This window comes from Cellvibrio sp. OA-2007 (assembly GCF_000953825.1).
Lineage (GTDB): Bacteria > Pseudomonadota > Gammaproteobacteria > Pseudomonadales > Cellvibrionaceae > Cellvibrio.
Map to the genome: position 1 here is coordinate 1 of NZ_BBUL01000096.1, position 12,531 is coordinate 12,531.

General features: G+C 47.9%; 10 protein-coding genes. 2 read left to right on the plus strand and 8 right to left on the minus strand.

Features of this window, described 5'->3' with window-relative positions; genetic code table 11:
* The 6 genes from AWU77_RS16820 to cysM form a co-directional block, all read right to left on the minus strand.
* The coding region (locus tag AWU77_RS16820) for a DUF3391 domain-containing protein (protein WP_238582505.1) at positions 1–386 on the minus strand (386 nt) is incomplete at its 3' end.
* A gap of 298 nt (positions 387–684) precedes the next feature.
* On the minus strand, positions 685–1,482 hold the full coding sequence (gene mazG, locus AWU77_RS16825; protein ID WP_202966669.1) for a nucleoside triphosphate pyrophosphohydrolase: 798 nt from the start codon (positions 1,480–1,482) through the stop codon (positions 685–687).
* 32 nt (positions 1,483–1,514) lie between these two features.
* Entirely contained in the window at positions 1,515–3,755 is a 2,241-nt protein-coding gene (relA, locus tag AWU77_RS16830; protein WP_062065990.1) for a GTP diphosphokinase, read from the minus strand.
* A gap of 86 nt (positions 3,756–3,841) precedes the next feature.
* The gene (gene rlmD, locus AWU77_RS16835; protein ID WP_084618520.1) at positions 3,842–5,368 is read right to left on the minus strand and encodes a 23S rRNA (uracil(1939)-C(5))-methyltransferase RlmD; all 1,527 of its coding nucleotides are present in this window, start codon (positions 5,366–5,368) and stop codon (positions 3,842–3,844) included.
* A gap of 66 nt (positions 5,369–5,434) precedes the next feature.
* Positions 5,435–6,901, minus strand: a complete 1,467-nt coding sequence (locus AWU77_RS16840; protein ID WP_062065993.1) for a CotH kinase family protein — start codon at positions 6,899–6,901, stop codon at positions 5,435–5,437.
* Positions 6,902–6,976: 75 nt separating this feature from the next.
* Positions 6,977–7,867 (minus strand): cysteine synthase CysM, encoded by an 891-nt coding sequence (gene cysM, locus AWU77_RS16845; RefSeq protein WP_062065996.1) that lies wholly within the window; start codon positions 7,865–7,867, stop codon positions 6,977–6,979.
* A 155-nt stretch (positions 7,868–8,022) separates the two neighbouring features.
* Between cysM and AWU77_RS20790 the strand changes: the two genes are divergently transcribed.
* The gene (locus tag AWU77_RS20790) at positions 8,023–9,327 is read left to right on the plus strand and encodes a histidine kinase dimerization/phospho-acceptor domain-containing protein (protein WP_062065999.1); all 1,305 of its coding nucleotides are present in this window, start codon (positions 8,023–8,025) and stop codon (positions 9,325–9,327) included.
* On the plus strand, positions 9,317–10,825 hold the full coding sequence (locus AWU77_RS20795; protein WP_062066002.1) for a response regulator: 1,509 nt from the start codon (positions 9,317–9,319) through the stop codon (positions 10,823–10,825). Before AWU77_RS20790 ends, AWU77_RS20795 begins: the two co-directional genes overlap by 11 nt.
* Before the next feature lie 28 nt (positions 10,826–10,853).
* Here AWU77_RS20795 and recO read toward each other — a convergent pair whose 3' ends face one another.
* The gene (gene recO, locus AWU77_RS16860) at positions 10,854–11,558 is read right to left on the minus strand and encodes a DNA repair protein RecO (protein ID WP_062066006.1); all 705 of its coding nucleotides are present in this window, start codon (positions 11,556–11,558) and stop codon (positions 10,854–10,856) included.
* A 9-nt stretch (positions 11,559–11,567) separates the two neighbouring features.
* Positions 11,568–12,494 carry a GTPase Era gene (gene era, locus AWU77_RS16865; RefSeq protein WP_062066009.1) on the minus strand — a complete coding sequence of 309 codons (927 nt, stop codon included), beginning with the start codon at positions 12,492–12,494 and terminating at the stop codon, positions 11,568–11,570.
* Positions 12,495–12,531: the final 37 nt, after the last annotated feature.

Consider the following 12,531-nt stretch of genomic DNA (forward strand, 5'->3'; position numbering starts at 1 on the left):
ATCCAGATAAGTGCATCGGCATTGCGCAAAATACTACCGACGCAATCTTTAACTGTCGCCTTTGCCTGCTCAGTGTTCCCCCCCCCCCCCAGACGCACATCATCAAGTAGGGTTTTAGTGAGTTTTTTTGCTTCGCGAAAAATACCGATAGCCGCTTGGTGCTCTTTTTGGGCTTCAATTTTATTAATGTAAGTTTGTGATTTTGCGATAGCAGGGCCAGCTACGCCGCGCTCTTCCGGGGGAATCCACTGTTCACGAACCGCATCGATCCAGACGTGTTGGGAGTACTCAGCCACTGTATCTATGTCATCGAGACTCTCGATCATAAAACCCTGCATTAAAAACGGGGTTTCCTGCCAATCGCGGTCAAGCTTGGACACGAACATGCCTATTTTCAGCTCTGAGATGTGGATTTTAATGGTGCTGAGCGTCTTATCCACATAGCCCGGCTTTACTTCTCGCCGATCCAAAGGAACCTCACTTTTGATGTTTTTATTGTTACAACTGGGGGGCTTCGTTTGCTTGCTACTGGTAAATCATAGCTGCTTTTGAAACCGGTCACATGTAACAAAAAGCTATGAGAAAGCACTCTTCTTAGATAGATAACGATAATTTGCGTGCCAATGCCCATTAGTCGCGGGGCGCGCAAACTACACTGAAGAGCTGCTCATAGATGGCATTAACTTACTGTTTTTTAGCTTCATCCCAAAGACGATTCATCTCATCTATTGAGGTTTCAACTAAAGGCGTAGGGCTATTAGTCTCGATAAAATGAAAGCGCTGTTCAAATTTGTGATTGGCGCGACGTAAAGCTTGTTCCGGGTCGATCTTTTGGTAGCGCGCTATATTCACCACGGCGAATAACAGATCGCCCAGCTCCTCTTCCAGCGCAACTCTGTCACCGGACGCCAGCTCAGCCTCTACTTCCATGAGCTCTTCGCGCACTTTGGCGATAGGGCCGTAGACATCATCCCAATCAAAACCGACGCTGGCAGCACGTTTTTGCAATTTTGCTGCACGGCTGAGCGATGGCAAATTTAAAGGAACATCGGCCAATAAACCTTGCGCGCCTTTTTCTGCTCGCTCTTGTTGTTTGATGGCCTCCCAGCGGGCTTTGACATCACCCGGTAAGGTGTGACGATTTTCGATTTGGCTATGCAAAGTCCCATCGGGAAATACATGGGGATGGCGGCGTACTAATTTCGCGACCAAGTCAGAGACCACACCGGCAAATTCAAAGCGATGTTCTTCTTTACCGAGCTGGCTGTAAAAAATCACCTGAAATAATAAATCGCCCAGCTCTTCTTTGAGATGCGCAAAATCCTGCTTTTCAATCGCATCGACAACCTCGTAGGCCTCCTCCAAGGTTGAAGGCGCAATACTGGCGTAATCCTGGGTGATATCCCAAGGGCAACCGGTTAGCGGATCGCGCAGGCGCGCCATCAAATAAAGTAAATCGTCGATAGTGTATTGATGGCTCACAAGTGCTTCCAATAATGTTCGTGACAGTTCGGTTAATGTTTACGCCGCGCAGATGCAATATTCGGCAACTGATTGAGCTTAGTGAGTATGCGGCTCAATTCATCAAAACTGCGAATCTCCAACGTTACCTGCATGTCCACGGTGTTTTTGCGTTTGTCCGACAAGGTTTGCATAGCAACAATATTGATGCGCTCGGTATCCAGCAGCGCGGTAATATCTTTGAGCAAACCGTAGCGGTCGTAGGCCTCAATCACTACATCCACCGAGTAGAAACTCTGCGGGGTATCGCCCCACTCTACTTTGATAACCCGTTGCGGCTCGTCGGTTTGCAATTGCAAAATATTCGTACAATCCTGACGGTGAATAGAGACGCCCTTGCCGAGCGTGATGTAGCCAGTAATCGCATCGCCAGGTACAGGATTACAGCAATTGGCGATTTGAGTGAGCAAATTGCCCACACCTTCGATATACAGATCCGAATCTTTTTTCTGCCGCGGCGATTTCACTTTGAATGGAATCAACGGCTGCTGCGGATTGGCATCATCCAATTGTTTTTGCGCCGCATTTAATACATGCCCAACACCTACATCACTCGCACCCACCGCCGCGTAAAGATCATCGAGATTATTAAAGTGTAATTTTTTTGCTAGCTCTTCAAAGTCTAAATCGAGCAGCGCAAGACGTTTGAATTCGCGATCCAATAGGGCCTGACCTTCAGCGATATTTTTGTCGCGCGCCTGCTGCTTGTACCAGTGCTGAATTTTTGCGCGCGCGCGCGGTGTATTGACATAACCGAGCGCGGCATTGAGCCAATCGCGGCTAGGCGATTCCATTTTGCCAGTGAGAATTTCTACCTGATCCGCATTGGTCAATTGGTAATTGAGCGGCACTATGCGGTTGTTAACCTTGGCACCGCGACAGCGATGGCCGACATCGGTATGAATTTTATAAGCGAAATCCAGCGGCGTGGCGGTACGCGGCAAATCCACCACATGGCCTTCCGGCGTAAACACATAGATGCGATCTTGATTGACCGAGCGCAGGTCATCTTGCAGATGTTCGGAGTCGCCCCCCAGTTCTTCATGCCACTCGAGGACTTGGCGTAACCAGGCAATTTTTTGCTCATAGCCATCTTGCACTGCTTTGGTATCGGTGCCTTTGTAGCGCCAATGGGCGCATACGCCCAGCTCGGATTCTTCATGCATGGCATTAGTGCGGATCTGAATTTCCAGCACTTTATTTTCTGGCCCCCAAACGGCGGTGTGCAGCGAGCGATAGCCATTCTCTTTGGGCGAAGCGATGTAATCATCAAACTCGTGGGGAATATTGCGCCACAGGCTGTGAACTATACCGAGCACGGCATAACAATCCCGCACGCTGGGCACCAGAATGCGTACCGCACGAATGTCATATACCTGTGAAAATGGAATACCTTTGCGCTGCATTTTGCGCCAGATACTGTAGATGTGTTTAGCACGCCCACCCACGGAACCTTCAATGCCCGCTTTTTTTAATTCGTCGCGAATCAGGTTGAGCAAACTATCAATATATTCCTGCCGCGCCAGACGGCGCTCATCCAGCAATTTGGCGATACGTTTGTAATCATCAGGTTGCAGATAGCGGAATGAGAGATCTTCCAGTTCCCATTTAATGTGGCCAATACCGAGGCGATGCGCCAGCGGCGCATAGATATCGGCAACTTCGCGGGATACCTGCCGGCGACGATCAGGCTCGGCATTTTTTACCGAGCGGATAGCGCAGGTGCGCTCGGCCAATTTAATCAAGGCGACACGCACATCATCGACCATTGATACGAGCATTTTGCGGATCTTTTCCGCCTGCTCCGTCGCTTGGGAGCCGAGCACTCGCTCCTCTTCGTTGCGCTGGTAGCTGATCGCCGCCATGCGCAACACACCTTTGACCAGCTTACTGACCGTATCGCCAAAACGGGATTGAATATCGATCAGCGTAATTTTATGTTCGCGCACAGCGCGGTAGAGGATCGCAGCGACCAGTGCATCCTGATCGAGCTGCAAATCGGCAAGAATTTCAGCCATCTCCAAACCGATACGAAAGCAGGAGAAATCCTCACCCCAGTTGTGATCGTCTTCAGCGTGAATATCAACCAGTGACAAACTTAATTCAGCAGCGCGACGCAACTCGGCACGGCTCGCTTCGGACTGGGTATAACCCTGATTAAGGCGATCAATCCAAGCATCTATATCAACCTGACCATCCGCCGCAATGGGATGATCTGCTCTAACTTTAACCATACGCGTTACTTCAACTAAATAGGCGCCCTGCTTACGCAGTTTTTTATGAAAGCATTTGCTAACGCTACTCGTTATGAAAGCTTTTGCTAACGCAAAAAAAGCGCCATAGATTCAACATGGCTGGTGTGCGGAAACATATCCAGTACACCAAGCTTATCCAATTGATAACCCGCCTCAGCCAGTAAGGCTGAGTCACGCGCCAAGGTCGCAGGATTGCAACTGACGTAGACAATCCGCTTGGGGGAAAGTTGCTTACCTATCCCCGCACCCAACCGCAAAATACTGGCGATGATATCTTTTGCACCATCGCGGGGCGGGTCGAGCAAAATCGCATCGATCCCCTGTTCTTTATTGGCTCCACCCAAACGCTGTAATTGAGTATGGGTCATATCCGCCAGATTGGCGGCAATAAATTTTGCATTGCCGATCTGTAACCGCTCGGCATTTTCACGCCCGCGCAACACCATCGACTCAATCGCCTCTATACCCACTACTTCCGCACACTGTTGGGCGATGGGCAGCGTAAAGTTGCCGATACCACAAAACAAATCCAGCACTCGATCAGTTGGCTTCAACGCAAGCAAGGCTAATGCCTGCGCGACCATTTGCTGATTCACCTGCGGGTTTACCTGAGTAAAATCCTGCGGATGAAACAAAAGCTCCACCCCTTTGACCTGATATGCCAAACGCGGATCGCAGGGCTGCCCGGCAAGATCGGTTAAACCTATATTGCCATTGGGCTCCAGCCAGACCTTACAGCCAGCCTGTTCCACTAATTGCGCCAGTGCCGCAAGGTCGGCATCGGCCAATTTTTTGGTGTGACGCAAAATGATCGCAATCTCACTTTGCCCTTTTACTAATTCAATATGAGTTACCGCTTTACTCGCACGCAACTCCGTTAACCAAAGATGCAAAGGTGCAAGCAGCGCATTTAATTCAGGCACTAATACGATGCATTGACTGATAGGAGTAATTTCATTGCTGTAACGCTGACGAAAACCCAATGTCACACTACCATCGGCTTCATACCAAACGCCCAAACGCGCACGGCTGCGATAGGCGCGATCATCCGCACTGATCGCGGGCAATACATATTTAGGTACAACTCCACCCCAGCGCCGCAGCTGCTCCAGCACTGCGTTTTGTTTCATCGCCACTTGCGCCGAAGGTTGCATATATTGCAACTGACATCCGCCGCATTGAGCAAAGTGTTCGCAAGGTGGCGCAACACGCGCGGGGGAACTATCGATCAATTGATCGATACGCGCATCAATAAAACGCGCGTGATCTTCCACCAACCGCGCAGTGACTTTTTCGCCCACCAAAGCACCATCGATAAACACTGTTTTGCCTTCGAGGCTGGCAACACCACGGCCATCGTGACTTAGGCGATCAATAATAAATTCGCCGAGGCGCTTATTGGTTTGCGGTAACTGTTTTTCTTCAACGCGCGCGTGATTGCGGCGCGGTGCATCATCGCGCACATAGACTTTGCCATCGGCTTTTTTACCGCGCGGCTTTTGGCCTAATAAGCTACCGCCTTTTTTGGGTCCATTAATTTTTGCTGAACCGCCTTTCGACGAGTTGCCATTTTTACCGCTGCGATTGGACATTCAAAATTCCCGGAATTACAAAAAGTGACGGCACAAAAGTGAATTCACCCTGTGCCGCCATGATATTTACTTGTTTAGCTCAGTATCCAACCAGTTATAACGCTCGCGCTGCCAGCGAACCAACTCTTTTACTTCTGCCTCATAACTGCCAGTGCCGCCATGGCTACCGTGTAAAATCCAGGGAGCAAAATCGGTGACTGACCAAAGCATGTAGTTTTTCTTTTGTTGCTTATCCAACCAAGTCGCACGGGCTTCTGCGTATTGGAAAATATACTCAAGCTTGCCCTCTGCTTTGAGGCTATTCCAACGGGTTTTTACCTTGGCTTTAAATGCGGCATCCTGAAATAACCGGTCGAACCACGACGCTTTACGTACATGCCAACCATAGCTTTTATCAACATCATCGTAACCCGCATTCCCAAGCGCCAAATCGAAATCCCAAATCGGACCAAAAAATAATTTGCCATTGCGTTTTTTATACAGATAAAAGCTCGCCACTGCACCATCGGGGTTTTTAAATAATTCGTTAATCAAAAAATAATTGATGGCCGAGTCCACATCGATATATGCCGCATAACCCAGCTGCGGGTCAGCAAACTTATCGCCAAACAATGCCGCTTCCGTATCGGCAATGTATTTGGTGATGTACTCACGCTGTGCCGACCAACTTGCCTCTAACAACGTCTCGGGTGTATCGATGCAAAAAGGATTCATGCCGTGGCTTGAGTCCACACAAAAAGTCGCTTCGCGATCCAGATTGACACCATTCACACAAAAGCTTTCCCAAAAAGCTGTTTTGCAATAATCCTTGTGCATGCGGAAATCCACTTCCATCAGATAACCGCCGGTGATTTTCTCGGGGTCAGTATCACCAACTTTCATTTCAGGGATATTCACCCGGTCTTTTGCTACGCGCAGATGCTCAACCAGCTGGTAAACTCCTTGATAAGCACCATTAAAACTCACCTCAACATGCTGGCTTCGGGTGGTGTATTCCATACCCAAACTGCGGCTAAACATAAACGCGATATCATTGCGCATCAGTGTTTTATCTGCATAATTCGCCAAAAGCACCCAATGCCTACTGGAAGGCATATCTAATATTTCAGCCGCTTTCGTCAGCTTTAACCTATAGGGCTTTTTATCCCAACTCCAGGTTGAGTTGCCGCGCCCGCGAATTTCCAATGTACCTTGAGCAACCACGCCACCATCAACCGCCAGCGAATAACTGCCATTTACATAGGTTTCTTTTGACACAATCGGCGCGCCGCTGTCTGTGGTAATAGCCAATAGCGGCAAGGCATCAATCGTGCCCACGGGAAAATCTGCCGGCATACTCGCAGCCGAACTTGAACTACTGTGCGATGAGACACTTACTGCTGTTGATGAAACAGCAGCAACTGAACTTGCCGGAATCGAACTTTTCGCGACAGGATCTTTTAAACCTGAACTGCCGCCGCCACACGCCTGTAGCAACACCGCCAGCAGAATAATAGCGACTCGAACCATTGCACCTTTTGTAGTTCCCAACATAAAAACATCCTGATTAGTTATTGTTTGTTAGATCCAAAAGCGCATCACGCAAATAAATTGACGCGCTGCAAGCTGTTACTCATTAAACAAACCAGACGATAAGTAGCGATCGCCGCGATCGCAAATAATCGCCACTATCACCGCATTTTCGACCTGTTGACTCAACTCCAGCGCTGCAGCTACTGCACCGCCCGATGACACACCACAAAAAATTCCCTCTTTGCGCGCGAGCTCACGCATGGTCTGCTCGGCAAGCGCCTGCGGCATATTGACAATGCCATCAACGCGATCGCGCTCATATATTTTAGGAAGATAAGCTTCTGGCCAACGGCGAATACCGGGGATTTGTGCACCTTCGGATGGCTGCAAACCAATAATTTGAATAGCAGGATTTTTTTCTTTTAGATAGCGCGAAGTGCCCATGATAGTCCCAGTGGTACCCATGGAACTGACAAAATGGGTGATAGCTCCACCCGTTTGCTGCCACAACTCAGGGCCGGTGGTGGTGTAATGCGCAAGCGGATTATCGGAATTGGCAAATTGATCCAACACCTTACCTTTGCCGTCAGCTTGCATCTTCAGTGCAAGGTCGCGCGCACCTTCCATGCCCGCCTCTTTGCTCACCAAAATCAACTCAGCGCCATAAGCCAACATCGACGCTTTGCGCTCAGCAGTGGCGTTATCGGGCATGATCAATATCATGCGGTAGCCTTTAATTGCCGCCACCATCGCCAAGGCGATGCCGGTATTACCGCTAGTAGCCTCGATCAATGTATCGCCTGGTTGAATATCCCCGCGCAATTCGGCGCGACTGATCATGGATAAAGCCGGGCGATCTTTAACTGAACCGGCAGGATTATTACCCTCCAGCTTCACCAGTATTGTATTGCTCGATACACCGGGCAAGCGCTGCAAACGTACCAATGGTGTATTGCCGACAAATGCATCGATGGTGGGAAAATCCATACTGACCTCAAAGCTGATAATTCCGGTAAATCGCCGGTTGCGCTAGCGCGCGTGGGGCGGCTATTCTACCTGCGATCACCCACCCTGCGAACACCCTGCGGCAAAACTGTCTCAGGTACAGCGCAAGCAGGTATAAAAAATCAAGGCAGAACTCCATGAAGAATAAACGCAGCAGTATTAAATCCGATGTTTGGCGCCTGATTTTTATTCCCTCCATCACCATTATTATTCTGATTGCCGTCAGCCTCACCTATTTGTGTATCTCACAAATCAATAAATTTATCGATTTGCGCGGCGGAGTACTTGCTCAAAAAACTGCACACTTACTGCACAAGCCCCTACTGGAAAATAATCGCGAATTGGTGCAATACATCCTCGATGCGTCACTCGAAGAACCCTATATTCGCGCCGCACACGCCTATTACAGCGATACAGATCAAAGCTTTCACAGCGGCCCACAATTTATGCGCACCAATGATGCGGGCGAGCCTAATCTGCAACAGCCGTTGGAACGCAGCACTTATCGCACTCTGCGTTTCGCGCATCCACTGGTTAATCTCGACAATAAAAATCCCATCGGATGGGTAGAGCTTGAATTAATGGCGGCACCCTATGCCGTGGTGCGCTATGAGGCGATTGTTCTCACTATCGCACTCACCGTGCTGTGTTTAATTATTGGGGCCTATTTTGCAATTTCTCTTTATTACCGAATTACCGATCCGCTTGATCACATTAAAAACATTGTGCATGCATTAGCACGCGGCCGTTTAAATGAACGGGTCGAGCCACAACGCTCCAGTGAATTTTTAGATTTAGCAGAATCCATTAACACTATGGCGGATTACATGGAAGCCGCTCAAGCCGATATGCAATCACACATCGACCATGCTATTGAAGATTTGCGCGAGACACTGGAAACCATTGAAATTCAAAACGTGGAATTAGATTTAGCGCGCAAAGAAGCACTGGAAGCCAGCCGCATTAAATCTGAATTTCTCGCCAATACCAGCCATGAAATTCGCACACCGTTAAATGGTATTCTCGGGTTTATTAACCTTGCACTCAAAACTGAACTTAATGAACAACAACGCGAATATATGGAAACCATTCGCGACTCCGCACAAAATCTGCTCACCGTCATTAACGGTATTCTGGATTTTTCCAAAATTGAATCAGGCAAACTCACCCTCGATTACGCGCCATTACCAATTCGCAATTGCATTGATGAAGTGCTACATATTTTTGCACCGGATGCCCATGAAAAAAATGTAGAATTAATTAACTATATTGAAACAAAAATACCTAAAAATTTATTAGGGGATGCGCTGCGCTTTAAACAAGTACTGTCCAATTTGATCAGCAATGCAATCAAATACAGTAATACCGGCAACATTCTGGTTGACGTGAGTATATTGCAGCAGCAGGAAACGCAAATCACACTCAAAGTGTGTGAGCGATGAGGGCATAGGCCTCACACGCGAAGAGCAAGATGAATTATTTAGCCCGTTTAACCAAGCCGATTCATCCAACACCCGTGAACATGAGGGCACTGGCCTCGGCCTGGCAATCTGCAAAGGATTGGTCGAGCGCATGCACGGTGAAATCGGCGTTGTCAGCGAACCAGAGAAAGGCTCTACCTTTTGGTTTACCGCACGCTTGGGGATCGATAAACGTCAGCCACCGGCGAGTCAATTAGTTAACCTAAGTGAATACCGGATTTTGTTGTGCGGGGAAAATCCAGCATCATTGCGCCAGATTGATAATTTATTACACGAATGGAACAGCAACACACAAAGCATTCCTGCCATCCACGATTGTTTCCCAATTTTGCGCGATGCACGCAATAACAACAACAGTTTTGATTTATTGATTCTGGATATTGCGCCCAGCGAACGTAAAATTCCGCCCGTGCTACTCAACAATCTCGCCGAGCAATTAAATATTGAATTTAACTGCACGCTTATCGCCTGCTGCACACCTGCACACCAACGTTTATTTCGCGCACATCTAGATAAATCGCCAATCTTGTTTATCAACAAACCAATTGCCTACGATTCTCTACTGCAAGTGTTGGGGCGTCAGCTAGATCTACACATTAAAGATATGCGCGAACAAGATGAGGAAGAAGCATCGCGCCCCAGCGTGTCAGTCCTGTTGGTGGATGACAATCTTGCCAACTTGCAACTCGCCTCGGAATTATTGCGTGGTTTGAACACTCAGGTCACACAAGCCAACAATGGCAAACAGGCTATTGATATCTGTAACGAAAATGAATTTGATGTGATTTTTATGGATATTCAAATGCCGGGCATGGACGGCATGGAAACCACGCGCCATATTCGCGCACTGGAACAAGGTAAACGCCGCACACCTATTATTGCGCTCACTGCACATACAATTACGGAACAAAAGGCAGAGCTATTACTCGCGGGCATGGACGATTGCATTAGCAAACCGGTTAACGAGACACAGCTCGCACACATCATTAATCGCTGGGCCAGTTTGTCTGGCAAAAAAGAAGTTGTTATTCAAACAGAGGAAAGGCCACAGAATCTTCCAGTGCGGGAACCACTACCCACTCAAGACCTCACCGGCTCGGTGGATATCAATTTGTGTTTAAAACTAGCCAACAATAAACCCGCCCTCGCCCGCGACATGTTGAGAATGTTATTGAACGGTTTGGCCGCAGAAAAGCAACAAATTAATAACGCATTAGCGACTAACAATTTTGACGAATTGGAAGAGTTAATACACCGGCTGTACGGCAGCAGTTGTTATTGCGGTGTGCCACGCTTAAAACACATCAGTGGCTTACTCGACAAACTGTTTCAAAGTAAACAATATGAACAAGCGCGCGATGCCATTCCCGCCCTTAATCACGCACTCGATGATTTAATTAACTGGGGGCGCGATAAAGAGCTAGACCCATTATTTGGCTTGGAAACAATGACAACTTAACACCAAATATTTCAGCATAAGATCAGCCTTATTTTGCAGATACAAATAACTGCCGACTGTTAAGTGGACGACTGCCCAATAGGGGTTTTAACATGCGGCGAGACAAGTGCTTAGCCGCAAGGCGAGTGGCCGGGTCAGAGTAATCCCCCGCTGCAATCGCCAATAGCCATTCACCTTTTAATAGAAATTGCGCAGGCACATCGATGCCAGCACTAAAAAAACCTTCTTGTACGTGACACTCATACATTGTTTCTGTATCTATCGCGCAACCGCTGCGCGCATCCGCACTAAAATCCAAACCGTAGCCGAGCTCATCCAATAAACGAAATTCAAATTCGCGCAGCAGTGGCTCAATATCACTCTTGTTTTGCAGGGCATCTAGCGTCTGCTCATAGGCATAATATAAACCGTTGTGCCTATCCATTTCCGGCAAAAGCCGCACCAACAATTCATTGAGGTAAAAACCGGAATACAGATGGTTAGCGGTCAGGGTGAGGAAATGATTATCTGATTCAAAACTGGTCAGTAGTTTCATATCCGTTTTACCCTGCCAACAAAGCAGTAAGCGGCTAAACGGATTTAATAATTGGCGTTTGGGGGTTTTGTTTTTGCGGACGCCACGCGCCACCGCAGTGACACGCCCATAGTCGGGCGTGAGAAAATCGATCAACAAACTGGTGTCGCGATACGGGCGGGTGTGCAGAATATACGCGGGCTGGAGATCAACACGCATAACGGTGAATTAAAACTCGTTGTAGCCGAGACTGCGTAGGGCACGCTCATCATCAGACCAACCGGACTTTACTTTCACCCAAAGCTTGAGCATGATTTTCATCTCAAACAATTTTTCCATATCGGTGCGGGCTTCAGTACCAATCAATTTAATCCGGCTGCCTTTATCGCCAATCAGGATTTTTTTCTGGCCATCGCGCTCTACCAGAATCAACGCAGAAATATTGAGTAAATTGCCCTCCTGTTTGAACTCTTCAATTTCCACCGCCATCTCGTAGGGCAACTCATCACCCAATTGACGAGTGATTTTTTCGCGCACAATTTCGGCCGCCATAAACCGCGAACTGCGATCGGTAATCTGATCTTCCGGATACATATGAATACCCTGCGGCAATCGCTCTGTAATCAACTGTTCCAAGCGATCCAGATTGGTATTACGCAGCGCTGACATAGGTACAATTTCAGCGACATTTAATTTTTCTGACAAAGCCTGTAAATGAGGCAATAGGGATTCTTTATCGTCGATTTGATCTACTTTGTTAACTGCCAAAATAATTGGGCAACCTACATACTGCAATTTTTCAGCAACCGCTTCGTCTTCTTCAGTCCAAATAAAACGATCGATCACAAACACCACCACATCAACATCTTTCATTGCGCTGGTGGCCGCTTTATTCATATAGCGATTAATCGCCTTTTGTTGGCCCAGATGCATACCGGGAGTATCAACAAAAATGATCTGTACATCGCCTTCAGTTTTAATACCCACCACCGCATTACGTGTGGTTTGCGGCTTGCGCGAAGTAATGCTGATTTTTTGCCCAAGAATATGATTAAGTAAGGTGGACTTACCCACATTGGGGCGACCAACGATGGCGACATAACCACAGCGGCTAGCGGTAGAGTCAGGCTGATCTGTATCGGATGCAAAAGTCATAAATAATACTGAGAGAAAGTGTGGGAATTAGGCGCTA

Bases quoted from the DNA above. Each gene is read 5' to 3' on its own strand.
- relA (WP_062065990.1), bottom strand. From the start codon at position 3,755: ATGGTTAAAGTTAGAGCAGATCATCCCATTGCGGCGGATGGTCAGGTT.
- AWU77_RS20790 (WP_062065999.1), top strand. From the start codon at position 8,023: ATGAAGAATAAACGCAGCAGTATTAAATCCGATGTTTGGCGCCTGATT.
- AWU77_RS16840 (WP_062065993.1), bottom strand. From the start codon at position 6,901: ATGTTGGGAACTACAAAAGGTGCAATGGTTCGAGTCGCTATTATTCTG.
- recO (WP_062066006.1), bottom strand. From the start codon at position 11,558: ATGCGTGTTGATCTCCAGCCCGCGTATATTCTGCACACCCGCCCGTAT.
- rlmD (WP_084618520.1), bottom strand. From the start codon at position 5,368: ATGTCCAATCGCAGCGGTAAAAATGGCAACTCGTCGAAAGGCGGTTCA.
- era (WP_062066009.1), bottom strand. From the start codon at position 12,494: ATGACTTTTGCATCCGATACAGATCAGCCTGACTCTACCGCTAGCCGC.
- cysM (WP_062065996.1), bottom strand. From the start codon at position 7,867: ATGGATTTTCCCACCATCGATGCATTTGTCGGCAATACACCATTGGTA.